The 23,335-nt window shown below is 39.7% G+C and carries 19 protein-coding genes, 4 tRNA genes and 1 pseudogene; 11 read left to right on the top strand and 13 right to left on the bottom strand.

What is annotated here, in order from left to right:
- The 8 genes and pseudogenes from R0J88_RS14595 to murB all read right to left on the bottom strand — a co-directional run.
- Nucleotides 1–77, bottom strand: a pseudogene (locus R0J88_RS14595) (elongation factor Tu); the annotation flags it as partial.
- A 128-nt stretch (nucleotides 78–205) separates the two neighbouring features.
- Nucleotides 206–281, bottom strand: a tRNA-Thr gene (locus R0J88_RS14590).
- 11 nt (nucleotides 282–292) lie between these two features.
- Nucleotides 293–367 (bottom strand) — tRNA-Gly (locus R0J88_RS14585).
- 45 nt (nucleotides 368–412) lie between these two features.
- Nucleotides 413–497: transfer RNA gene (locus tag R0J88_RS14580), tRNA-Tyr, on the bottom strand.
- 40 nt (nucleotides 498–537) lie between these two features.
- A tRNA-Thr gene (locus R0J88_RS14575) sits at nucleotides 538–613 on the bottom strand.
- Nucleotides 614–739: 126 nt separating this feature from the next.
- Nucleotides 740–1,450, bottom strand: coding sequence for a type III pantothenate kinase (locus R0J88_RS14570; protein ID WP_410900254.1), 711 nt, complete (start codon nucleotides 1,448–1,450; stop codon nucleotides 740–742).
- Nucleotides 1,447–2,451, bottom strand: a complete 1,005-nt coding sequence (gene birA / locus R0J88_RS14565) for a bifunctional biotin--[acetyl-CoA-carboxylase] ligase/biotin operon repressor BirA (RefSeq protein ID WP_410900253.1) — start codon at nucleotides 2,449–2,451, stop codon at nucleotides 1,447–1,449. Before birA ends, R0J88_RS14570 begins: the two co-directional genes overlap by 4 nt.
- Nucleotides 2,448–3,458 (bottom strand): UDP-N-acetylmuramate dehydrogenase, encoded by a 1,011-nt coding sequence (gene murB, locus R0J88_RS14560; protein ID WP_410900252.1) that lies wholly within the window; start codon nucleotides 3,456–3,458, stop codon nucleotides 2,448–2,450. The genes birA and murB overlap by 4 nt, the downstream gene beginning before the upstream one ends.
- A 142-nt stretch (nucleotides 3,459–3,600) precedes the next feature.
- On the opposite strand from murB, the gene R0J88_RS14555 reads away from it, so the two are divergent.
- The gene (locus R0J88_RS14555; RefSeq protein ID WP_410900251.1) at nucleotides 3,601–5,442 is read left to right on the top strand and encodes a M1 family metallopeptidase; all 1,842 of its coding nucleotides are present in this window, start codon (nucleotides 3,601–3,603) and stop codon (nucleotides 5,440–5,442) included.
- 67 nt (nucleotides 5,443–5,509) lie between these two features.
- On the opposite strand, the gene R0J88_RS14550 is transcribed toward R0J88_RS14555, so the two are convergent.
- The gene (locus tag R0J88_RS14550) at nucleotides 5,510–6,112 is read right to left on the bottom strand and encodes a DUF2057 domain-containing protein (RefSeq protein WP_410900250.1); all 603 of its coding nucleotides are present in this window, start codon (nucleotides 6,110–6,112) and stop codon (nucleotides 5,510–5,512) included.
- A 92-nt stretch (nucleotides 6,113–6,204) separates the two neighbouring features.
- On the opposite strand from R0J88_RS14550, the gene R0J88_RS14545 reads away from it, so the two are divergent.
- The 3 genes from R0J88_RS14545 (at nucleotide 6,205) to R0J88_RS14535 (ending at nucleotide 9,707) form a co-directional block, all read left to right on the top strand.
- Complete coding sequence (locus tag R0J88_RS14545; protein ID WP_006793873.1) at nucleotides 6,205–6,576, top strand: histidine triad nucleotide-binding protein; 372 nt, start codon at nucleotides 6,205–6,207, stop codon at nucleotides 6,574–6,576.
- 195 nt (nucleotides 6,577–6,771) lie between these two features.
- Nucleotides 6,772–7,428, top strand: coding sequence for a helix-turn-helix transcriptional regulator (locus tag R0J88_RS14540; protein ID WP_008132268.1), 657 nt, complete (start codon nucleotides 6,772–6,774; stop codon nucleotides 7,426–7,428).
- A 122-nt stretch (nucleotides 7,429–7,550) separates the two neighbouring features.
- Nucleotides 7,551–9,707: an ATP-binding protein gene (locus R0J88_RS14535; protein ID WP_410900249.1), complete on the top strand. Its 2,157-nt coding sequence runs from the start codon at nucleotides 7,551–7,553 to the stop codon at nucleotides 9,705–9,707.
- Nucleotides 9,708–9,734: 27 nt separating this feature from the next.
- On the opposite strand, the gene R0J88_RS14530 is transcribed toward R0J88_RS14535, so the two are convergent.
- Both R0J88_RS14530 and R0J88_RS14525 read right to left on the bottom strand, forming a co-directional pair.
- Nucleotides 9,735–11,150, bottom strand: a complete 1,416-nt coding sequence (locus R0J88_RS14530; protein WP_410900248.1) for a mannose-1-phosphate guanylyltransferase/mannose-6-phosphate isomerase — start codon at nucleotides 11,148–11,150, stop codon at nucleotides 9,735–9,737.
- A gap of 76 nt (nucleotides 11,151–11,226) precedes the next feature.
- The gene (locus tag R0J88_RS14525) at nucleotides 11,227–12,000 is read right to left on the bottom strand and encodes an amidohydrolase (protein WP_410900247.1); all 774 of its coding nucleotides are present in this window, start codon (nucleotides 11,998–12,000) and stop codon (nucleotides 11,227–11,229) included.
- 348 nt (nucleotides 12,001–12,348) lie between these two features.
- On the opposite strand from R0J88_RS14525, the gene R0J88_RS14520 reads away from it, so the two are divergent.
- Nucleotides 12,349–14,499, top strand: a complete 2,151-nt coding sequence (locus R0J88_RS14520; protein ID WP_410900246.1) for a winged helix-turn-helix domain-containing protein — start codon at nucleotides 12,349–12,351, stop codon at nucleotides 14,497–14,499.
- 161 nt (nucleotides 14,500–14,660) lie between these two features.
- Here the strand turns inward: R0J88_RS14520 and R0J88_RS14515 are convergent, their stop codons facing one another.
- Together R0J88_RS14515 and R0J88_RS14510 are read right to left on the bottom strand one after the other, a co-directional pair.
- Nucleotides 14,661–16,142, bottom strand: a complete 1,482-nt coding sequence (locus R0J88_RS14515) for an FMN-binding glutamate synthase family protein (RefSeq protein ID WP_006793867.1) — start codon at nucleotides 16,140–16,142, stop codon at nucleotides 14,661–14,663.
- Between the two features lie 87 nt (nucleotides 16,143–16,229).
- Nucleotides 16,230–18,011, bottom strand: a complete 1,782-nt coding sequence (locus R0J88_RS14510; protein WP_410900245.1) for a DUF885 domain-containing protein — start codon at nucleotides 18,009–18,011, stop codon at nucleotides 16,230–16,232.
- Nucleotides 18,012–18,542: 531 nt separating this feature from the next.
- Between R0J88_RS14510 and R0J88_RS14505 the strand changes: the two genes are divergently transcribed.
- The 6 genes from R0J88_RS14505 (at nucleotide 18,543) to tatB (ending at nucleotide 23,320) form a co-directional block, all read left to right on the top strand.
- Nucleotides 18,543–19,529 (top strand): GGDEF domain-containing protein, encoded by a 987-nt coding sequence (locus R0J88_RS14505; RefSeq protein WP_006793865.1) that lies wholly within the window; start codon nucleotides 18,543–18,545, stop codon nucleotides 19,527–19,529.
- Between the two features lie 83 nt (nucleotides 19,530–19,612).
- The gene (gene ubiE / locus R0J88_RS14500; protein ID WP_006793864.1) at nucleotides 19,613–20,368 is read left to right on the top strand and encodes a bifunctional demethylmenaquinone methyltransferase/2-methoxy-6-polyprenyl-1,4-benzoquinol methylase UbiE; all 756 of its coding nucleotides are present in this window, start codon (nucleotides 19,613–19,615) and stop codon (nucleotides 20,366–20,368) included.
- 11 nt (nucleotides 20,369–20,379) lie between these two features.
- A complete protein-coding gene (locus R0J88_RS14495) occupies nucleotides 20,380–21,054 on the top strand; it encodes an SCP2 domain-containing protein (RefSeq protein WP_410900244.1) in 675 nt (224 codons plus the stop codon).
- A gap of 9 nt (nucleotides 21,055–21,063) precedes the next feature.
- The gene (gene ubiB / locus R0J88_RS14490; protein WP_410900243.1) at nucleotides 21,064–22,665 is read left to right on the top strand and encodes a ubiquinone biosynthesis regulatory protein kinase UbiB; all 1,602 of its coding nucleotides are present in this window, start codon (nucleotides 21,064–21,066) and stop codon (nucleotides 22,663–22,665) included.
- A gap of 80 nt (nucleotides 22,666–22,745) precedes the next feature.
- Entirely contained in the window at nucleotides 22,746–22,982 is a 237-nt protein-coding gene (gene tatA, locus R0J88_RS14485) for a Sec-independent protein translocase subunit TatA (protein WP_008127151.1), read from the top strand.
- 5 nt (nucleotides 22,983–22,987) lie between these two features.
- Nucleotides 22,988–23,320, top strand: coding sequence for a Sec-independent protein translocase protein TatB (gene tatB, locus R0J88_RS14480; protein WP_006793860.1), 333 nt, complete (start codon nucleotides 22,988–22,990; stop codon nucleotides 23,318–23,320).
- The last annotated feature ends 15 nt before the right edge of the window (nucleotides 23,321–23,335 follow it).

The following is a 23,335-nucleotide window of genomic DNA, read 5'->3' as shown; positions in this document are numbered from 1 at the left end:
GTTTTACCGTGGTCAACGTGGCCGATTGTACCAACGTTTACGTGCGGTTTTACGCGTTCAAACTTTTCTTTTGCCATGACGGAACCTATCAGTTTTGTGTATCTAGATTACATATGAAAATAATCCACCGAAGGTAGATTAAGTTAATTTTTTCAAATAGTATTTTCTGACAGATAAAGGAAGTAATCAAGAAGATTCTTAAGACTGGTGCTGATAGGCAGAGTCGAACTGCCGACCTCACCCTTACCAAGGGTGCGCTCTACCAACTGAGCTATATCAGCAACACAAGAACTGGAGCGGGCAGCGGGAATCGAACCCGCATCATCAGCTTGGAAGGCTGAGGTAATAGCCATTATACGATGCCCGCGTTAGGAATCTGTTCTTAATCTACCTCTAACCGTCAAGAATAAAGTGGTGGAGGGAGCTGGATTCGAACCAGCGAAGGCTGAGCCGTCAGATTTACAGTCTGATCCCTTTGGCCGCTCGGGAACCCCTCCACGATAATTCTCTACTAATTCACTTTCGGTAAAAGGAAAGTGGTGCCGACTAACCGAGTCGAACGGTTGACCTACTGATTACAAGTCAGTTGCTCTACCAGCTGAGCTAAGTCGGCACTGCTTTAGTACGGGGCGAGATATTAGAGTAAGGTTTATTGGGATGCAACAATAAAATTAAAAAAAATGCGATTTTATTGGTTAAATGTTCAATATTCATGCAAAAGTCGCTGATTTTTCTATTTTTAGCTTGTTTTGCTTAAATCTCGCCAAAAATTTAAACCTTTCATTACTAATAAAGAATCAAAAATACTACCTTCAAATTGTTGCTGTAACAGTGCGCCATAACCACCAGCAAAAACAATTTGTACTGTTTTTGTGCTATTTTGCACGCCTAAGTGTAATTTAGCTTGTTCCACCGCCCCGATGGTCGCAACCAACGCACCATTTTTTAAACCGTTAGGTGTATTTTTCCCTAATTGATTCTCAAAGGGGGTTTTTTCGTCGTCAAATACTCGTTGGGTGTTTTGTGTCAGCGATGACGTCATTAAATCGAGCCCAGGTAAAATCCATCCACCTAAATGGTGGCCTTCACTGGTTAACACATCAATCGTTGTGGCGGTACCAGCATCAACCACGATACATGCTTGGTTAGGGTGCAATGTAAAACCAGCAATAAGCGCAAGCCATCTGTCTATGCCTAGGTTGTTTACTTGCTCGTATGCGCAGCTTAATCCTTGAAGTGTTTTAGTCACCGTTGCTTCATAACATGCTATATGATGCTTAGCAGCTTGGGCTAATAATTTATTAAGTAAGTCACTTCGCCCTACACAAGCGTATACAACTTCTGTTATTTGCGGCCAGGGTAAATTATTTAAATCTGCTGGTTGTGCCTGCTGATTGTGCCAAAGCACTGCTTTTAAAGATGTGTTACCTACATCAATGAGTAATCTCATAGCTGTGCCTTTCTCAGTGATATTTCACCGCCATAATAGCTTTTTACCTCGCCGTCTTGGCGAATACGAATCCCACCTTGAGGGTCAATTCCTTCGCATATTCCCCGCCAACTTCTATGGCCTGTATTTAACTCTACGCACTCACCCGCAAATGCATTAAGCGAATTCCATTGCTCGTGCATTGTGTGTAACCCACTTTTACGATACTGATCTAACCGGTGCTCTAAGTGGTAGGTGAGTGATGCCACCAGCTCGTTTTTATCTAGCTGCTGGGTATGCTGGCTAAGATCAGTCCATGCTTGATCTATGTGTTGACTAAAGCTCTGTGGCATTTGCAAATTAATACCAATTCCTAGCACTAACTGACACGGCCCTTGCGGCTGCCCATCTAGCTCAACAAGTACACCAGCAAGTTTTTGTTTATTTAAGTAAATATCATTTGGCCACTTAAGCTCTAACTCTATGTTGTAAAGCGCTTTAATTGTATCGTATACCGCTAATCCTACCGCAATCGACACCCCCATAGCTGCTTGAAGACCATCATCTAAACGCCAAAAATAGCTGTAATAAAGGTTTGCACCAAACGGTGACTGCCACACACGGCCTCGTCGTCCTCGGCCGGCCTGCTGCATTTCAGCCACAATCACGGTCCCCGACTCAAGCGCTGTTTTAGCTTGTATCCGCCTCATAAGTTCGGAATTGGTTGAGTCAATTATAGGATGTACTTCTACGTTCACTGGCTGTGACTTTAACTGGCTAGTTAATTGATTAAAATGCTGCTGTATTTTTGTTTGATTTAAAAGCCCAGCGTGGTTATTTAGGCTATAGCCTTTACCCGTTACTTTAAAAATATCTAAACCCATAACTTGTAAGCTATTTATGTGTTTACTTACTGCCGCGCGACTTATACCAAGTTGCTCACCTAGCGCTTGACCAGATACAAAACCGGGTTGATTTAACGCATTCAATATAGCGAGTTTATTGCCATCGGGTGCTTTCACTGTGTAACGTCTCCTTGTATGTAGCATTCATCGGTTGTGTTTATTAACCGTACTTCATGCTCAAGCAGTATGTTGTAACGCGAATACACAACATGCTGAATATGCGTGATCATAGCAATCAAGTCTTCGCCTTCGCTGTTACCATGATTAACCAATACCAGTGCTTGTTGTCTATGAACCTCAATACCCGCTACGCGATAACCTTTAAGATTTGCGTTATCGATTAGCCAACCCGCAGCTACCTTATGCTCACTTTGCCCATAGGCGTAATAAGGCGCATCAGGAAACTGCTTTAACAACGTTGTTAACTGTTGATTGGTAATTATCGGGTTTTTAAAAAAACTGCCCGCATTTGGTAACGAGTATGGATCTGGCAGTTTACTATTACGAGTTTGAATAACGTGCTCAAATACGGCGCGTGGTGTCACGCTTGTTAGCTGTTTTAATGGCCCATAACTCAGTACAGGTTGCCATTGCTTTGGCAATGCTAGCAATACACGTGTGATAACGGCTTTATTTTTTAGTGCATGTTTAAATACAGAGTCGCGGTAGCCAAACTCACATTGCGCGTTAGTTAAACAAACAAGTTTCTTGCTGTGTATGTCAAAGTACTCAACCGACTCTACAAATTTAGAAAGCTCAACACCGTAGGCTCCAATATTTTGTACAGGTGACGCCCCAACTGTACCAGGTATAAGTGCTAAGTTTTCAAGCCCTGGTAAGTTTTTATCAAGCAAATAACTTACTAATGCGTGCCAATTTTCACCAGCGGCAACGCTTATTAAAGTATCGGTTTCACGGGGTGTAATAGTAATCCCTTTGGTGGCCATTTTAATAACTGTACCGTGGTAATCGTTTAAAAAAATGGTATTACTCCCCTCCCCCAAAAAACAAAATGGCGACGAAAAGCTTTGAGTATAAAGTTGCTCAAGGTGAGTAATTTCAACTAAATCTTGGCATTGATTATGTAATGCAAAGGTGTGTAAAGGGTGTAATGCGTACGCCACAAAGCTCTCAAGATAAACCGTTAACTAATCGTAATAGTTTACCTCATCGTCGCAAAATGCGCATCAGATTGTAAAAATTGCTCAACCCACCCAGCCAATCGTGATATAAAACCTGCACTTTTTATTTGTGTTCAAGGTAATTATGAAAATTAAACCTCTCTTTTTAAGCCTCGCTATGGCAGGTATGTGTTCGCAAGCAATGGCGAATGCGGTTGATCAAAACTCATACGCCAATCTTGACGATGTTGTTACAACTCACCTTAGCCTTGATTTAGATGTCGATTTTGACGACAAGCAATTAGAAGGCTTTGTTGAGCATACGCTTAAATGGAATAACAGCAAAAGCAAAAAACTAGTGCTTGATACCCGCGATTTAGATATTGATAAAGTAATGTATCAAACACAAACAGGCAGCTGGCACAAAGCTAAATTCACTTTAGCGAATCGTGATGATGTCAAAGGCTCAAAGCTTACTATTGAATTTAAAAGCCAAGCTAAAATAGTGCGTATTTATTATAACAGTCGCCCAGAAGCATCTGGTCTACAATGGTTAACACCTACGCAAACTGCAAGTAAAACGCATCCGTTTATGTATAGCCAATCACAAGCAATTCATGCTCGTAGCTGGTTACCCGTACAAGACACTCCAGCAATGCGTGTAACCTACTCTGCACGAATTACTACGCCTAAAGATATTCGTGCGGTTATGAGCGCAGACAACAAAGATGCGCTTTATAAAGATGGCGACTACCATTTTGAAATGCCGCAAGCTATTTCGCCATACCTAATTGCCATTGGTGCAGGTAACCTAGAATTTAAAGCAATGTCTCATCAGACAGGTATATTTGCAGAGCCTGAAATTTTAGAAGCCTCTGTTGCCGAATTTAACGACACGCAAGCCATGATCGATAAAACCAATGCCATGTATGGCGACTATGCTTGGGGCCGCTACGACTTACTCATGCTTCCGCCAAGTTTTCCGTTTGGTGGCATGGAAAATCCACGTTTATCGTTTATTACCCCTACCGTTGTTGCAGGCGATAAAAGCTTAGTTAACCTTATTGCGCATGAGCTTGCTCACTCTTGGTCTGGTAACTTAGTGACTAATGCAACGTGGGAAGATTTATGGTTAAACGAAGGTTTTACCTCATACGTTGAAAACCGCATTATGGAAGAAGTGTTTGGCCGCGACCGTGCCGTTATGGAGCAAGCACTCGATGCAGCAGGTCTTCGCGCACAGCTTAAAACCATTGACGCGCCAGACACACGCCTTAACTTAAAGCTTAATGGTCGTGATCCAGACGATGCGTTTAGCTCGGTACCATACACTAAAGGTCAATTATTCTTAATTTACTTGGAAAACAAGTTTGGTCGTGACAAGTTTGACCCTTTCGTAAAAACTTATTTTGACGAGTTTGCTTTTAAATCGTTAACGACTGCACAATTTGTTACCTATATTGAAGCTAATTTAATTAACAAGTACCCAGGTATTGTTAGCATGGATAAAGTGAACGAGTGGATTTTTAAGCCAGGTTTACCAACAGATGCTCCTAACCCTACCTCTGATGCGTTCGATAAGGTTGATACTGCAACTACAGCCTGGTTGCAAGGCGCAAAAACTGCTGCTCAGTTACCTACAGCAAACTGGACAGTACACGAGTGGTTGCACTTTTTAAATAACTTACCACGCGATTTAAGCATTGAAAAAATGACTGAGTTAGATGACGAGTTTAACTTAACGCAGTCAACCAACGCAGAACGTGCATTTGCATGGTATATGCTAGCAGTAGGCAACGGTTATCAGCCAATTTACCCTGCACTTGATGCGCATTTATCAGGTATTGGTCGTCGTAAGCTAATTGTGCCGCTGTACAAATCACTTATCACTAACGGTAAGAAAGACTGGGCGCAGAGTGTTTACTTAAAAGCACGTCCCGGATACCACCCACTAGCACAAGGCACTATTGACGCATTATTTGAATAATAAATAATGTAAAGTAACAACTAAAAGGGCCTAATTTGGCCCTTTTTTAATGCTTATTTTAAATAGCTTAGTTTGTTACTTTTTCTAAAAAAGCTTTGCGCTCAGCAACTGTTGCTTGCTGCCACCAAAAGTCGAGCATTTGCGCCGCACTTGGCATGCCTTTGCCTGTAATAGGCGCAATAGGTTTAATTGGCCTACTTGGCTTTTCTGGACCCGCTGGTGCTTCTCGCATAGTTCTAACAGGCGCTTCGCTAGCAAGTTGGTTATTAGAGACAACACTCAATGGTGCAGCTAACGCACTGCCTTTAGCTTTTAAACTTACCATGGGCGATTGAGCAAATACTTTAGCCGCTACTGCATTTTCAGCACGATTAAATACCAAGGTATAATCTGTACCCGCCTCAATTGTAATATCAACCCAAAAAGGCTCTGACTCAACCACCTCATGCATATCGTAATCTTCATCGTACAAGTCGGTATACTTGAGCTTTAGCCGATACGACCCCGGCGCTAGCTCTAAATCTTCTACACGGCTAAACAAAGAGCTTTCTATTATTCGCTCACCGACTTGCAACGGCACAAACTCTTCAGGAAAGTGAATGTTTTCTGCCATACTCGATACACTAAATAGCAATGTAGCTACACTGCCCATTAACACTGATTTACGCATATTAACTCCTTTGGTTGATTTGAGTTTGACACTGCTTTGAAAATTTGTCATTAGTGAATCTAAATTTCATACCACTTGATAAGGAACACACAATGAGCCAAGAGACTATCTTTACAAAAATAATCAACCGCGAGATCCCAGCAAACATAATTTACGAGGACGAAAATACTCTCGCGTTTGAAGATATAAACCCTCAAGCTCCTTTTCATGTGTTAATTATCCCAAAAATTGCAATTCCTACCATAAATCATATAAATGATGATAACGCACATTTAGTAGGTAACTTGTATGTGGTGGCCGCTAAGCTTGCAAAAGAACATAACTTTAGTGATGACGGCTACCGTGTTGTTATGAACTGCAACGATCATGGCGGACAAACCGTCTATCATATCCATCTTCACATGCTTGCCGGTAAGCAAATGGGGTGGCCTCCTTATCAAGATAATAAAAAAGAAATCGCTTAATTAAGCTCAGTTACTACATGCTATATAAAAGCATGTGTTCCTATAAATTAAAAAACAATTACTTATTTGCAACATTTTATGTTTAAATAATCATAAAATTGTACTTTTTTTAAGTACGATAGCGGTTTTCTAATACTAAAGGTGTGGGAACCGTGATAAACTTAATCAGTCAGCTTTATAAAAGAGTATAAAAACATGAGCAGTTCTGCCTTTTTGTTATTAGATAAAGATCCAATTAATACTATTGGTATTAACGTATTAGAGCCATTGCTAAAAACGCAAGGACTAGACGTTACAACAGGTACTAATATATTGGATACACCTGAAGGGACTCGCTTACTTTTTATTGAAACATCTAGCAATGACGCGTGGGGAAAATTAAAAGAACAACTAGTAAACCTTCGTGTTAAGTGCGATATCATATTATTTAACTTAGATGAAAACCCAGAGCTTGCTAATAGAGCACTACTCAGCGGTATTCGTGGTGTATTTTACACGACCGATAATGCAGATGTGCTAATGAAAGGTATTCGACTCTTATTGGAAGATCAACTTTGGTATCGTCGCGACATCATGTGTAATGCATTAAATCGCATGTTGCAGTTTAATAAGGACGCACTTCATAAGCTTACAGAGGGCGATATTGAACCTGTCAAACTTACTAAGCGAGAGAAAGCGATTATTTCATTAATGAGTAACGGTTCTAAAAACAAAGAAATTGCTGAAGAACTTAGCATTAGCCCACACACTGTAAAAACTCATTTATACAGCGCATTTAGAAAGACCAAGTGTCGTAACCGTATTGAGCTTTTGTCGTGGGCACAGCAAAATATACCAGACGAAATTCGCTAAACGCTGACTTCGACTGAAATACAAAAACAGACACTTAGGTGTCTGTTTTTGTATTTAATATAAGCGCTTGTTAAGTTTATAATTTTTAATTAATCTAATCAAAATCACCTGCTGGAAAACCCATGCTTGACTCATACACTTTATATTTTGCCAGCATAGCCGTTATTGTCGTCATGACTTTTTTGAATATTTTAACTTGGCGAACCAATAAGCAAACCCCAGGGACACTGATATACATTTTTTACCCAGTACTGATGCTATGTGCTGTCGTTGCATTTGCACTTGTAAATAGCTCACATAACTTACTTATTATAAATGCCGCGTGTAGCTTAATGTTTGCAGCCTCTATTGTGCACTGTTTTGCTATTAGTCAATTTTTAGATTATCGCGGACCTGGATTTAAGCTTCTTTGTTCAGTGACCGCATTTAGTGCAATGGTTTTTGGTTATTATAGTTTTTTTGATCCTTCTTTAGCTGGTCGTGTTATCGCATCCGACTTACAACATATTTCAGAAGCGCTCTTTTTACTGTTTATATTTATAAAATACGCCCGTAAACCTTATCCCAACGGCAGTATTGTATACATCACAATTTTATCGCTTGTGGTGTTAGCCTTTATTGCGCGTTCACTTTTTATGAACGACATTGAGCAAAAAGATCTCGTCTCAAGCAGTTGGTTTAGCACTGTATTATTCTTAAATGGCATCATTGCACCTATGTTTTATGCCGCTGGTATGGCACTGTTATGTAATGAACGCCGAGAGCATCACCTCAATACGCTCGCCGATAAAGCGCAGAAAGATTTAGAAATACGAGGGCTATTTTTATCGACTATTAGTCACGAAATACGTACACCACTCAATGGTATTTTAGGTAGTGCACAATTGGTCATGAACCAAACAAGCGATACGCATAGTAAAGCCTATTGCGAAGCAATTATTAATTCTTCCGAATCACTAAACCTACTGGTCGATAAAGTACTTGAATATGCAAGTCTAGACCAAAGTGACGAAGCCCTTTATGAAGAAGATATTGAATTTAAAACATGGCTAAATAACTTATGCTTATTGCTTAGCCCATTAGCAGAACAAAAACAGCTTAAATTTGAGCTTATATGTAATATTCCTGAACAAGCATGCTACTACTGTGACCAGCAAAAGCTTCGACAAATAATTATTAACTTAGTTGGTAATGCTATTAAATTTACTGACCGTGGCGTAGTAAAAATTCAAGTTGATTTAGTTTTAGAAAAACAACTAGAACACACTATAAAAGTGAGTGTTAAAGATTCAGGCCCAGGTATCGAAAATGAAGAAATTGCCTACTTAACAGAGCCTTATGTACAAAGTAGTGCAGGCAAGGAAAAGGGCGGCACCGGTCTTGGACTTGCAATTACCAGTCGCTTATTAGAAAAACTCGGTAGCCGCCTTGAAATTTCTAGTCAACTGGGCACTGGTAGTGTGTTTAGCTTTACGATTACTTTTGCGCTGGGTGAGTTAAGCCTTGTAGAGCAACGCCATCAAACAAAAGATTATTTAACAGGGCTAGATGTTCTTTTGGTGGAAGATTTAGACTTAAACCAAAAAATTGCTATTGAGTTTATGGCCGACGACGAACACAAAATTAAGCTCGCTAAAGACGGTAAAAGTGCCATTGAGTTAATGCAAGCTCATCATTTTGACGTCGTCTTACTTGATATGAATCTACCCGATTTAACAGGCCAAGAAGTTCTTAAACGCCTTAAACGCCTTGATCACAAAAACCAGCGTACACCAGTACTCGCTTTTACTGCGAGTTTAAGCCCTGATGAAGTTAAAGAGTATTTAGCGCTGGGTATAAAAGACATTGTTGGTAAGCCAATTAAACACCAAAAACTGCGCCAAGCATTAAGCGATTCTCAATCAAATCAAACCACAAATATTGCAGTAGAACTTATAGATACCCTGTACGATAAAACGGCTATTGAAACACTCGCCAGCTCGTTTAGTGAGGATGAGGTATCGTCTATTTATAACGAGTTTGTTCTCTCTGCTCGTAATAAGCTGATACGCTGCCAAGATTTAATAGACCAGCATCCTGAACAGTGCATTAAACTTTTACACCGCCAAGCGAGTACTGCATTGCAATTAGGGTTTAATCGTTACGGTATGGAACTTAAAAAAATTGAGCGTCGCCTACTCGACAATAAGCCTCATAACGGCATGCTTGATGAGGCACTTGATCTTTGGCAACGCAGCCTTGAGAAATACTTAAAGTTTGTGCGTAGTGAATTAGGCTAAAGCGGTTTACTTTAAAAGTAAAGCTGCTCAATACCTTCCGTATATATCATTAAATCGCTCAATGTCATTTTCATCAAGTATGGCACCCGTTTGTACCTCAATAACAATTAACGGCACTTGCTGGTCATTCGCTAAGCTATGCAGTTGTTTAGCGGCAATATAACAAGATTGATCTTGGGTGAGCATTAATACTTGGTCGTCAATACGCACATCTGCCACCCCAGATACAATAACCCAATGCTCTGCACGGTGCTGATGGCGCTGCGTTGAGAGCTTAGCGCCAGTATTTACAGTTATTTTTTTTACTTTAAAACCAGCGCCCTCAACTAATGTGCGATAGCTACCCCACGGGCGGTATACTACTCGATGATGATCAAGCTTATCACTGTGCTCTAGTGCTAATTTTTTTAATAGTAAAGGTAACTCATCAAGCTCTTTTTTATTTGCAACTAGAGTGGCATCGTGGGTGTGGATAATAGCTAAATCACTTACGCCAAGCGTAGCCACCGTATGGTCGTTTTCAGTTATAACAAAATTATTGGTACTGTTTTGTGCCGTATGGTTTTCGCTTTTGTTGTTGCCATAACTATCTTTTTTGCTCAGGCTAGCAAGCGCACTAAAGCTGCCCACATCATTCCATTTAAGTGCTACAGGCATAACAGCAACATTGTTACTACGCTCTAAAATAGCATAATCAATTGAATCACTTGGGCAAAACTCAAGCGGTTCACTATCGGGCCTAGTAAAACCTAAGTCATGTGAAAAATGAGAAGCCATCTTCACGCTGTGCGCTATTTTTGGCGCAAAACGTTCAAGCTCATTTAAATAAGCACGTGGCGTAAATAAAAACATCCCACTATTCCAACTATAACCGCCTTCAGCTAAGTATTTTTGCGCCGTAGCTAGGTTTGGCTTTTCTTTAAACTCGGCCACTTCAAAACAGTTTGAGCCTGAAATTTTACTGCCTTGCTTTATATACCCAAACCCAGTGTGGGCCATTGAAGGTGTAATTGAAAAAGTAACCAACTTTCCTTGCTCTGCCAGTGTTACAGCATCGTTTATTTGTGATGTTAGCGGAGAAAAATCCTTTATATGATGATCAGCAGGCATCACCAACATAGGACCTTTAAGCCCACTTTGAATTGCGTAATGGGCAGCAAGTGCAATAGCAGGAGCCGTATTTTTACCTGTAGGCTCTAGTATCAACCCAAACACATTAGCTGCACTACTTTGCTCTTTAGCAATAAACCGGTGCTGTTCATTACACACTAAAATTGGCTGTGAAAACTCAGCCCCAGAGACGCGACTTAATGTATTTTGCAATAATGAGTTTTTATTATTCAATAGTGGCAAAAATTGCTTAGGCATTGCTTGGCGCGACAAAGGCCACAACCTAGAGCCAATACCACCAGCTAAAATAACAGGAGTGATTAAAGTGTTCATATTGCTAATTAGCCGCCAATCAATGTAATAGCGTCTATTTTAACACTTAATATGTTTAGTGCTATGTGAAGATGATTTAAGTCAGAGTAAACGTATCAGCATCTAAATAAGCAGGGAAAGCCGCTTTAAAGGTCTCTAAATGTTTTTTTTCAAGTGTCACTGTTACTAACTGCTCTGTGTTATCGGCCGCCTTAGCTAATGCCTCTCCCTTAAAATTATAAACTGCAGTGCCACCATTGTGAGCAACACCATTGCCATCGTCGCCTATACGGTTAACCCCTACCACATAACATAAATTTTCTATTGCACGAGCTGCCAATAATGTATCCCAAACGGGGCGTCGCACCGCTGGCCAATTTGCTACATTTACCATTATGTCGTAGTCATTTTTATTGCGCTGAAACACCGGAAAACGCAGGTCGTAGCACACCTGCGGTAATAGTTTAAAGCCATTAATTTCAAACACTTTTCGCTCACTTCCTGCTATTACATGGTCTCCCTCATTTCCTAAGCGAAATAGATGGCGTTTATCATAATAGATTACTTCACCACATGCTTTTACCCAATAAAAGCGGTTGGCTTTTTTATTACCTTGCGCCACCAGCACCGACCCAGCAATCACTGCATGATGTTTTTTTGCTTGTTGTTTTAACCACGTAAGCACCAAGCCATTTTCTGGCTCCGCGCAGTCAAGGTTTATAGCAAAACCAGTGGCAAACGTTTCAGGTAATAAAATAAGGTCAGGCTTTTCTGTTAGCGCCTCTAGCTGCTTATCAAGCATCGCTAAATTAGCGCTTTTATCAAGCCAGTGAAGAGAGCTTTGCACCAATGTAAGCGTTAAAGTTGACATAAAATATGGGCTGCCTCTTTTAGGGTTTCATCATTTTTTGCAAAGTAAATACGTATCACCTTATCAATAAACTTAGTAACCTTACCATCAAATACTATAGCGCTTTTACCCAGCCAGAGCTAAAAATTGACACTCCTTTGATTGTTACCGATTAAATTAATAATTATAGCAGCCGACAACACAAGTATTGGTGTTTAAATTTGTTAGCCAGATCATTGCATCATTCAGAATTTCTAGTTTTAAAAGGTAGATAATATATCTAAAAGTTAGATATGAAATATCCCTAAAAGGAAACAGTTTCTGATATTATCTCTAACGTTAAAGTTATGAGTAATTTTAAGGGATGGTATGAGCCAGGCACATTTTTTAACGCAAGGAAGTACAATGCAGGTTGGCGAGTGGCTTTTAAACATTGACCGACAAAGCATTAACGATGGCGACATAGAAAGAGAGCTAGATCCTCTATTATTCAAACTACTAAGTTACTTTATCGAAAATGATGGGCGAATAATTTCTCGTAAAGAATTGGTTGAAAATATTTGGCAACAGAGTTTTGTAGATGATAATGCCATTAATCGCGCTATTTCTGAATTGAGAAAAGCATTAAAATCTACGAAACAACCCGGCCAAAGTATCAAAACACATTACCGTAAAGGCTATAGTTTATTTCTTCCATTGTGTTCCCCCCCTAAAGAATCAAAAATACAACCACAAAATCTAAAAACGAATATTACCCCTGAAGCGTTACCTGCGCAGCCACTCACTAAGTCACTACAAAGAAAATACAGTTCTTGGCTTTTCATAGTTGCTTTAATTTTAATTACTGCTGCTTTATGGCTCTACTCAGAACCAGCAAAAACCACAAGCACCTCCTCATCTTCTAAACCTTATCTAATGTTAAAAGGTGAAACCATTTCTTGGCATAAAGGGCTTTATGCCAATTTGTTATTACCACCTGATAAAAGTAAATTAGCTTACACACTGAAAAATGTAGAACAGAAAATATTTAGTGACCTATACGTGATGGACCTTAAAAATAGAAAGGAATATCTAATAGACTCGGGCTATGTTGCTGCACTTGGTTGGTCCGATGATGGAGAAAAATTGTTTTACTATAAATGTTCCGATAGCGATTATAGTAGCTGTATTCATTTGCAAGCCAGTCACTTAAAATCTGGTGAGATTAAAAAGGAGCCAATGCAAGATCACTCAATAGAGGTAAGAGAAGTAACACAATACAATGAGATAGGTGACATAGCGGTATTTCGTCGCAACAAATACCGAGGGATTACTCACCTCAATGCCCTTTATGCTTATGATAAAAGTACCGGCGAAGAGTTGCGTATTACTACACCTAATATTGCAGGTACTGGCGACTATTTCCTGACATCTATATCTAACCCAAATAGAATTATTTTCGAACGTCACAACTTAGGGCAATCTGAGATATATATAGCTAACCTTGATGGAAGTTCTTTGCAGCGACTAGCAACCAACTCTCACAAAGTATGGGCGGCAACTTTCTCAAAAAAGAGTAATTCATTAATTTGGTATAACCGGTTTGATTCAAAGATTGACTCATATTCTCTCGATTCAATGCAATTAGAAAAAGCGGTTGAAGCACCAATTGATGCAGCAAACTATGTTTACCCCCTTAGCAAAAAAAGCTTACTAATTAGTACTGACTTGCACGACTATGATGTTGGGATCCTAGATTTAAAAACTGCAACTACGAATTATATTGCCTCAGCAGATAGGCATGAGCAAGATGCCTTAGCGTTAAAAAATGAAAAAATTTATTTCTCAACTCGTTATGGACAAAAGCTGAAGCACTGGTTAAAAACAAATAATCAATATTTCAACATTACAGATAAATTAGGTACTGAAAAAAAGATTATAGCTGCAAATTCAACTAGTACTCAGCTCTTAAGCTACAGTAATAAACAGCTTGAGGTATTAAACGCTAAAGACTACAGCGTGATAAAAAAGTGGAAAATACCCCATCAAATAAACCTTGCTGCAATCAAAAATAACAAAGTAGCAATTATATACACCAATGCTGATAGTCAGAATAATGAGCTAATGTTACTAAACACTGAAAATAACAATAGGGTTGTTAGCGATATTGACACACCTATTTCACTTGCTTGGTTTGACGATGCCCGACTAATTGTAAACGCTAAACACAAGCAGTTTCTGATTCTTAACAGTTTAACTAATACCTACAGTATGCTAACAACTCCAGATAGCATTACGAACATAAAACCATCATTAATCACTATGGCAAGTAACGATACAACTCTTTTTTTAGCTACCGAGCAAGAAGTTTACAATGTTGCTTTAAATACTATGCAGGATCCAAAAAGCGTATTTAAATTGAAACCATATAACTATATCTCTAATATAAAAGTAAACAATGATAAGTTGGCTGTTTCATTTTTATCTACCAGCAACCTAAATAGTATTAAGCTTTACACTGAGAATGCACCAAAATATTAGAGTTTTTTTAGAGTAATAGTCTCACTTTGATTTAAGAATTAATGCAGATGGCAAAAAATTTATTTTAAGATTTCGCTAAGCTCTAAAGTTTGTAGTATAAGGTACACCATAGCTGCCTAAATAATTTGCAGAGCCACCTATCTAATGGATATTATCGTTTCTTACTTATAATTTTCGTAAATTTTATCTAATGGCTCCGAAAGGCCACTTTCTTGAACTATACGTACATGTTCGCGTTTAAGCTCTCGTGCACTTGTTACACCGCATGAGTGAGCAATAAGCCCCGCGCCATAATGAATATACTTATTGTAGTTAGCCACTCGCTGCGCTTTATCCGCAACGTTTAAACCGCGCTGCAAGCGTTCGTTATGAGTAGTAATACCGGTAGGGCAAGAATCTTTGTTACATTGCATTGCTTGAATACACCCTAATGCAAACATATGTCCGCGAGCCGACACAACAAAATCGGCCCCAAGCGCTAACGCCCAAGCAACTTTAGAAGGCACAATAAGCTTACCCGAAACAATGATTTTAACGCGATCACGCAGTCCGTGTTTTTCAAGCATATTGACTACTAGCGGTAAACTTTCACGAAGTGGTAATCCCACAGAATCCATTAAGGGCTGAGGAGCAGCGCCGGTTCCACCGTCAGCACTATCAATGGTAATAAAATCAGGAGCCGACTCAATACCACGGTGATTTATTTCAGCAAATAAGGTTTCTAACCAGCCATACGCACCAATAACAGCCTTAAAGCCGGTTGGTTTACCTGTGGTATTTCGTACCGTCGCAATCATATCGAGAATATCACTGGGGTTTTTAATTTCAGGGTGCCCATTGGGACTAATAGAATCTTCGCCCTCAGGAATACCGCGTATTTTTGCTATTTCAGCATTCACTTTGCGCCCAGGAAGCATGCCTCCCTTACCGGGTTTAGCACCTTGACTCATTTTAAGCTCAAACATTTTAACCTGCTCGTGTGCTGCAATCTGTTTGAGTTTTTCGATACTGAGCTGGCCATTTTCATCGCGTACCCCGTATTTAGCAGTACCAATTTGAAAAACTAAATCTGCGCCACCTTCAAGATGATAAGGGCTCAAGCCCCCCTCCCCCGTGTTCATCCAACAACCCGCGAGCTTTGCCCCTTTAGAAAGAGCACGCACAGCGGGTTTAGATAGCGCACCAAAGCTCATTCCCGATACGTTAAATAAAGAATTGGTTGAATAAGGTGTTTGGCAATAGGGACCAAGCGTTACTTCACTTGGCGCAAGCGCTTCTTCATCAAGCGTAGGGAAGGCGCAGTTCATAAACATTACTGTACCTGTGACCTCTAAGCTTTGTGTAGATCCAAATGCCGCGGTACGGTCTACATTTTTTGCAGCGCGATAAACCCAACTACGTTCGGCACGATTAAAAGGCATTTCTTCCCTGTCGAGGGCAAAAAAGTATTGTCTAAAAAACTCGCCTTGACGTTCAAAAAAATACCTAAAGCGTCCAATTACAGGGTAATTTCGCCTAATTGCATGCTTTGTTTGTGTAACATCGCGGATATAAAAAACAGCCACAATTAAAACTAATAAGCCTAAAAAAACAATAAATAGACTCGCAAATACGTCAATACTAAACATTATAAAGTTGTTCATTGGTGATCCGCTGCTGTAAAAATAAAAAAGTGCTATATCCAAAATGACATAACACTTTTATGCATTCAAGAATTAACCATTTATAGGCTAACTCTTCTGTTTGGCTAACTCTTCATTAATATATAAACGTACTTGCGCCTCTAAAACAGATAAAGGGACAGAGCCATGGCGTAATACCTGATGGTGGAACTCCCTAATATCAAAACTGTGCCCAAGTGCTTGCTCAGCCTCTTTACGTAAACGTTTAATCGTAAGCTCGCCAATTTTGTATGACAGTGCTTGGCCAGGCCAAGTTATATAGCGATCGGTTTCGGTTTTCACATTGTGTAACGACAACGCTGTATTTTCGCTCATAAACTGCATAGCGCGCTCTCTGCTCCAACCATACATGTGCATACCGGTGTCTACCACTAAACGAGCAGCTCGCCACATTTCGTAAGTTAAACGACCAAATCGGCTATATGGACTTTGATAAAAGCCCGCTTCAATGCCTAAGTACTCAGAGTAAAGCCCCCAACCTTCACCGAATGCCGATAAATACGCATCTCGACGATAACGTGGCAAGGTTTCTAATTCTGCATTTAATGATATTTGTAAATGATGACCCGGTACCGCTTCGTGCAAAGTGAGCGCTTCTAATACATACAGTGGGCGTTTATCAAGTGCGTACGTATTCACCCAATAATAGCCCGCCTCATCATCTCTATTTGACCCTGAGTAGCGACCCGTTGTGTATTTGGGCGCTATGCTCGCGGGTACCGGCGCAACACCATACGGTTTACGAGGCAAGGTATGAAACAGCTTAGGCAGTTGTGCGTCCATTTTTTTTGCTATATATGCTGCCTCTTTAAGTAGTTGCTCTGGTGTGGTTGCATAAAATTGCGGATCGGTTCGTAAAAAGTGAATGAACTCTGCAAATGTTCCCTCAAACTCGACTTCTTTTATAATAGCTTCCATTTCGCCGCGAATGCGTGCAACTTCTTTTAACCCCAGCTGGTGTATTTCTTTAGGGGTCATCTCGGTAGTGGTGTAATATTTAGCTCTATTTTTATAAAACGACTCGCCGTTTGGCGTATTTGAAATACCTATCGAAGTGCGCGCACCAGGGCGATACTCCTGTGTAAAAAAAGCTAAATAATTTTTATATGATTCAATTACTTTATCTTTTATTACAGACTGCGCCTGCTGCTGAAGTGATTTAAACTCACTCTCTGGCAAGCCTGCGTTATTTTTTAAAAAAGGTTTATAAAATTCAGACGTTGTAACATCCTCAACTATATAGGCTGATATTGATTCTTCGTACCCTTCAAGCACCGCTTTAGGTTGCGTTAAACCTGTTTCAAGACCTTTTTTCATCCAATAAATATTTTGTTCAAAAAAGCGAGGGACCTGAGCCAAACGTGCTAAATAGGTTTGATAATTTTGCAGTGTTTTATATTGGCTGCTGTTTACAATATACGATAAGCCAGAATGAAAACCGTACTCAGAAGTTAGCGGCATGTAATGAGCATTAAATACATATTCGTCAACGCTGTTTTGTACTTGAGCGCTAATAATACTGAAGTTTATTTGGTTTTCATCACTCAGGGACGCTGCATCTAAGGCGTCTAGCTCAGCCAAGAACTGAGTTTTTTTATTGTATTGCTGCTCTAAAAACTCAGGCGATAGATTCGCTAACAAATAACCATTAACACCCTCAATGTTGCCGTAAGGGCTGGAACTTTGTCGGTAATCAACAATGCTATCTGCAACCGCTGTAAACTGACTATCGGCGTTATAGTTTGTGGTTTGACAGGCACTTAAAGTACATAAAAGCGTCATGCTGATAAGTGTATTGCGGATTGGCTTAAGTAATAAATTATTCGTCATAATAAAATTTAGTCAGATAATGAATTTCACAAAGCTATCGCAGACTCAGTAAATAGCAAGTAAATGAGACAAGTATCGTTGATGTTAACGCCCTACCAGGCTTAAAGCTTATTCAATAAAAGGGCAAGCTATGATATAGCATATTGCTATTACACTGCGCTATCAGGCGCATTTGCAATAGCGTCTCTTTATAACGTGCCTTTACCTTAATACTAAAACAACCACTGTAAGATGAAGTTTTAAATGAAAATCGACTCTAAAAGTACAGTTTTAAAAAGTATTTATTAGACGATAAATCATATTAAATGAGTTAAAAACAAGCCTAATTGATGAGAAAAGCAGCTATTAAGCGACTAAAGTAAAATTTAAGTTCCCTTGGCCCTATTTTTGCTTTTTAATAGCAGTTATAACGAATACAGTAGTAAAAAATAATAAAAAAGCTTGGACGCACAATCGACTCATGGAATGAAATTATAAATTAAGCATTGATGCGTACTTAGTTGGTATTAAATAATGATGTTCCATGATTCCATGGCTATTGCTCAAGAGAAAATGACTCAAGTGTGTATGTTCTTAGAACGCTATGCATTGCCGCCAACGCCCCTGAACTTTCAAGTTGTTTACACCTACGTTAGCCAAGCAAATTTAAAATTAAATAAAACATTAGATCGCGCTATTTCTACCGATGAAAACATTGATGGCGTATTAATAGAGCAACTTTACTTTGAATTTTTAAATGTCGGACACAATACGCAAGTGTCGATGATTCAAAACGTAGACGGCGTTATTACTTCATTGTCTAACAATGCGCAAAATACAGAAAAACAAATCAGTCGTTTTGCAGATCAAGTGAGTGAATGTGTTCATTCGCTTGACGAAAACAATATAGAACAAAGCCGCCAAGCACTTAACAAACTTGATAAGCAAACTGCTGAGTTACTCGCTCAACATAAAAAGTTTAAGCAAGAGCTAACGAGAGCAAAAAAACTTCACGAAAGAACACAAAAGCAACTTTCTCAACTTCGTAAGCAACACATTATAGATAGTCAAACCGGCTTATTTAAACGCCATTACTTAACCCAACAAACTGAACTATGGGCGACTCAAGACAAGTCTATTTGTGCCATTGCCATTCAAATCGATAATTTAGCGCATTTTGTTGATAACTTTGGCGATATTATTGGTGAAGTGATTTTAAATAAAGTGGCTAAACAAGTTCAAAAGTATGTAATGCAAAGTGGTTTACCGGGGCGTACCGCTAAAGATCAGTTCACTGTTTTATTAGCTGACATTGATCCAGAAACAGCAATTCTCATCGCTGAAAAAGTTCGTAAAGGTGTAGAAAAACTGCGTTTTGTAAGCTCAAAAAGTGGCGCAAAACTGCCCAGCATTAACTTATCGCTGGGAATCGCTCAGCATCAGCAAAAAGAAGACTTTAACCAATTGGCTAAAAAGGCATCACACGCGGCATTTAAAGCCCGCTCTCTTGGCCAAAGTAGCTTTACCGCCGGCCAATAAAATACCTGATAAATCATATTCAAATTGCACCTTCGGTGCACAATAAAGTACACTAGTGCTTATTGCCACGATAGAGATTAATCATGAACGAGACCCCAGAAAAGACCACGCACTTTGGCTACAAAACCGTTGCTGAAAACGAAAAAGCATCAATGGTTGCAGATGTATTTCACTCTGTTGCGGCTAAGTACGATGTAATGAATGATTTAATGTCTTTTGGTGTCCACCGTTTATGGAAACGTCAAACTATAGCCAGTTCAGGCGTGCGTAAAGGCCATCATGTTCTTGACTTAGCCGGTGGTACAGGCGATTTAACTGCAAAATTTAGTCAACTGGTCGGTGAAACTGGCCAAGTGGTTTTGGGCGATATTAACTCATCTATGCTCAAAGTAGGTCGTGAAAAGCTTCATAATTTAGGCCTTGTAGGCAATATTGACTACGTACAAATGAATGCTGAAATGCTGCCATTTCCAGATAACAGCTTTGATGTGATCACCATTGCCTTCGGTTTACGTAATGTAACCGACAAAGACAAGGCGCTGCGCTCAATGTATCGCATACTAAAGCCAGGTGGTCGTTTGTTAGTATTAGAGTTTTCTAAGCCAAAACACGAAGCACTTAGCAAAGCGTATGATTTTTACTCGTTCAATTTACTGCCAACAATGGGCAAGCTAGTTGCTAACGACAGTGAGTCTTATCAATATTTAGCAGAGTCGATTCGTATGCACCCAGACCAAGATACGCTTAAAGCAATGATGGATGAAGCTGGGTTTGAACAAACAACGTATCAAAACCTAACTGGCGGAATTGTTGCCCTTCACCGTGGTTTTAAATATTAAGGCTCTGAGTCATGGCGCTTGATCAAGCATCTGAAAAAAACAGTGATAATACAAACACATCGACCTTTTTGATGCTACCTAACTTTGTACTTTCGCTTGTTGAGCGCATTTTAAATCAAGCACTTAAACTCGACCCTAACGTTGCCCAAAAGCTAAACACGGTAAAACAACAGCGTTTACTTGTTGAAGTTAGAGACTGGCAACAAACCATACAGGTTGTTTTTGCTGACGAAAAATTACACATTTATGCCGCTGACAACAGCGATTATAGCGATTGCATGATCAGCGCCGATATAGACACGCTTGTTGCTCTTAAAAACCCAGCCATGCTTACACAGCTAATTCGTCAAGATAAACTCGATTTACAAGGCGACTTGAATATAGCGCAAGCATATAGCGGTGCATTTTCAGGGTTAGACATAGATTGGCCCGAACAGCTATCAAGCTATATTGGCGACGCACCAGCTCAACAACTTTATTTGCATTTTATGTCGCTAAAGCGCCATGGTAGCAAAATTAACGCGCAACTAAGCACCACGTTAACAAGCTTATTTCAAGACGAGCTATCTGTTACGATTCACCCTTTAGAACTTGCACAATTTAAACAACAAAACCGAGAGCTAAAAGGCCAAGTTGCCGCCATAGAGCAGCGTATAAACACTTTATTAAGCGCCAAAACACGCTAAGGACTTTTTGTGTCTTCTTCACGATTGTATTACATCACTAAAACATTACTTAGCTATGGTTTAGACGAATTAGTGCCTAAAAGTAAAACCCCTTGGTTTGCAAAAATTGCCAGAGGGTGTTTATTTTGGCTACGAAATCAGCATAAAGAAAAACCTGCAGGACTGCGCTTACGTTTAGCATTACAAGAGCTAGGGCCTGTATGGATTAAATTTGGCCAAATGCTGTCAACACGTCGCGATCTACTTCCTCACGATATCGCGCAAGAGCTTGCCTTTTTGCAAGACCAAGTGCAGCCTTTTGAAGGTGAATTGGCACAAAAAATTATAGAGAATGCACTCGAGATTAATGACATTAGCGAGCTGTTTAGTGAATTTTCACAAACGCCATTGGCATCTGCATCAATAGCGCAAGTGCATACTGCAACACTAGTTGACAACGATAATATTGAGCACGATGTTGTCATTAAAGTAATTCGCCCAAACATCCATGAACAAATAAATGCAGACTTAGCATTAATGGAAAAGCTTGCTCAGGTGCTTGCTAATGTTCATAACGAATCAAAACGTTTGCGCCCTGTTGAAGTAGTAAAAGAGTATAAAAAAACACTGCTTGATGAATTAGACCTAATGCGTGAAGGTGCCAATGGCATTCAATTAAAACGTAATTTTGATGATTCAGATGCGCTCTATATCCCTACTGTTTACAGTGATTACAGCCGAAACAACGTGCTAGTGATGGAGCGTATTTACGGTATACCCGTGTCAGACACCGAGTCGTTAATAGCGCAAAATACAAATATGAAACTGCTTGCAGAACGTGGCGTAGAAGTGTTTTTTACACAAGTATTCAGAGATAGTTTTTTTCATGCAGACATGCATCCCGGTAATATTTTTGTATCTCGCGAGCATCCTGAAAACCCTAAATATATTGGTATTGATTGCGGTATTGTTGGTACCTTAAGTAAAGAAGATAAGCGCTATTTAGCAGAAAACTTTATTGCCTTTTTTAATCGCGACTATCGTCAAGTAGCCCAACTGCATGTTGACTCTGGCTGGGTTCCTGAAGATACCAGTATCGAAGAGTTTGAATTTGCTATTCGCACTGTTTGCGAACCTATTTTTAATAAGCCACTTGCTGAAATATCATTTGGGCATGTACTGGTAAATTTATTTAACACCGCGCGTCGATTTAATATGCAGGTGCAACCACAATTGGTGCTACTTCAAAAAACATTACTCTATGTTGAAGGGCTGGGAAGACAGCTTTATCCTCAACTAGATTTATGGAAAACGGCTAAACCCTTCTTAGAGCAGTGGGTTAAAGAACAAGTAGGGCCGTTATCTGTCTTAAAACAAATGTATGCAAACCTACCATTCTGGGCAGAAAAAATGCCTGAGCTACCTGACTTGATTTATCAAAACTTAAAGCGCCCAGTGCGCACCCACGCAGTTGTAAAGCCAGCTTCTCATAAAGCGTTAGTGCTTAGCTTGTTGGGGAGTGCTACTTTGGTAGTGTCTGCACTGTGTTATTTGCAACATGATTTAATTGCTGCGGGCGTTACAGCAACCTGTTCCGCCGCGTGTTTTATTGCGGCATGGCGACACACATAAACAAAGTGCTATTTACGGTTTAGGGCGTATAATTAGTATTTAAAATATACATTTAATCATTTTATTATTTGGAGAGAACCATGGGATTGGGCGGCATTAGTATTTGGCAATTATTGATTGTTTTGGCAATCATTGTACTTCTTTTTGGTACTAAAAAATTACGCGGAATGGGGGGTGACTTAGGCGGTGCTGTTAAGGGGTTTAAAAAAGCAATGTCGGATGAAAAACCAACTGAAACAGACTCCCCTGAACAAATTCAAACGTCACAAAAAACGACGACTGATACTGAAAAAACAAAAGACACCGATAAGGCTTAATTAACATGGGCATGTGGGAGCTAGTTGTTGTTTTTATTGTAGGGCTTGTTGTATTAGGGCCTGAACGTTTACCCGTTGCAATAAGAACGGTTAGTCGCTGGATCAAAACTGTTAAATCTCTAGCTAATTCAGTTAAAGCTGAAGTGAGTGAAGAATTGCGCGTACACGAGCTCCACGAAAACCTAAAAAAAGCTGAGCAACAAAACCTACAAGACTTAAGCCCTGAATTACAAAGCTCATTAAGTGAGCTAAAACAGGCTGCAGAATCAGTAACTCACAGCTATAAAAAACAGCCACAAGAATCAGAACCGAACCAACAAATTGATGAAAAAAAGTGAATTTAATTTACCTTT

The organism is Pseudoalteromonas sp. SIMBA_162 (assembly GCF_046535955.1).
In the GTDB taxonomy this organism is placed as follows: Bacteria; Pseudomonadota; Gammaproteobacteria; order Enterobacterales; family Alteromonadaceae; genus Pseudoalteromonas; species Pseudoalteromonas marina.
The sequence above is the reverse complement of the archived record's forward strand: the minus strand, read 5'-3'. Positions and strand labels throughout refer to the sequence as shown.

What these genes read in the sequence shown, in the direction of transcription:
- R0J88_RS14570 (WP_410900254.1), bottom strand. Translation starts at nt 1,450, where the DNA reads ATGAGATTACTCATTGATGTAGGTAACACATCTTTAAAAGCAGTGCTT.
- R0J88_RS14555 (WP_410900251.1), top strand. Translation starts at nt 3,601, where the DNA reads ATGAAAATTAAACCTCTCTTTTTAAGCCTCGCTATGGCAGGTATGTGT.
- R0J88_RS14550 (WP_410900250.1), bottom strand. Translation starts at nt 6,112, where the DNA reads ATGCGTAAATCAGTGTTAATGGGCAGTGTAGCTACATTGCTATTTAGT.
- R0J88_RS14545 (WP_006793873.1), top strand. Translation starts at nt 6,205, where the DNA reads ATGAGCCAAGAGACTATCTTTACAAAAATAATCAACCGCGAGATCCCA.
- R0J88_RS14540 (WP_008132268.1), top strand. Translation starts at nt 6,772, where the DNA reads ATGAGCAGTTCTGCCTTTTTGTTATTAGATAAAGATCCAATTAATACT.
- R0J88_RS14535 (WP_410900249.1), top strand. Translation starts at nt 7,551, where the DNA reads ATGCTTGACTCATACACTTTATATTTTGCCAGCATAGCCGTTATTGTC.
- R0J88_RS14530 (WP_410900248.1), bottom strand. Translation starts at nt 11,150, where the DNA reads ATGAACACTTTAATCACTCCTGTTATTTTAGCTGGTGGTATTGGCTCT.
- R0J88_RS14525 (WP_410900247.1), bottom strand. Translation starts at nt 12,000, where the DNA reads ATGTCAACTTTAACGCTTACATTGGTGCAAAGCTCTCTTCACTGGCTT.
- R0J88_RS14520 (WP_410900246.1), top strand. Translation starts at nt 12,349, where the DNA reads ATGAGCCAGGCACATTTTTTAACGCAAGGAAGTACAATGCAGGTTGGC.
- R0J88_RS14515 (WP_006793867.1), bottom strand. Translation starts at nt 16,142, where the DNA reads ATGAACAACTTTATAATGTTTAGTATTGACGTATTTGCGAGTCTATTT.
- R0J88_RS14510 (WP_410900245.1), bottom strand. Translation starts at nt 18,011, where the DNA reads ATGACGAATAATTTATTACTTAAGCCAATCCGCAATACACTTATCAGC.
- R0J88_RS14505 (WP_006793865.1), top strand. Translation starts at nt 18,543, where the DNA reads ATGGCTATTGCTCAAGAGAAAATGACTCAAGTGTGTATGTTCTTAGAA.
- ubiE (WP_006793864.1), top strand. Translation starts at nt 19,613, where the DNA reads ATGAACGAGACCCCAGAAAAGACCACGCACTTTGGCTACAAAACCGTT.
- R0J88_RS14495 (WP_410900244.1), top strand. Translation starts at nt 20,380, where the DNA reads ATGGCGCTTGATCAAGCATCTGAAAAAAACAGTGATAATACAAACACA.
- tatA (WP_008127151.1), top strand. Translation starts at nt 22,746, where the DNA reads ATGGGATTGGGCGGCATTAGTATTTGGCAATTATTGATTGTTTTGGCA.
- tatB (WP_006793860.1), top strand. Translation starts at nt 22,988, where the DNA reads ATGGGCATGTGGGAGCTAGTTGTTGTTTTTATTGTAGGGCTTGTTGTA.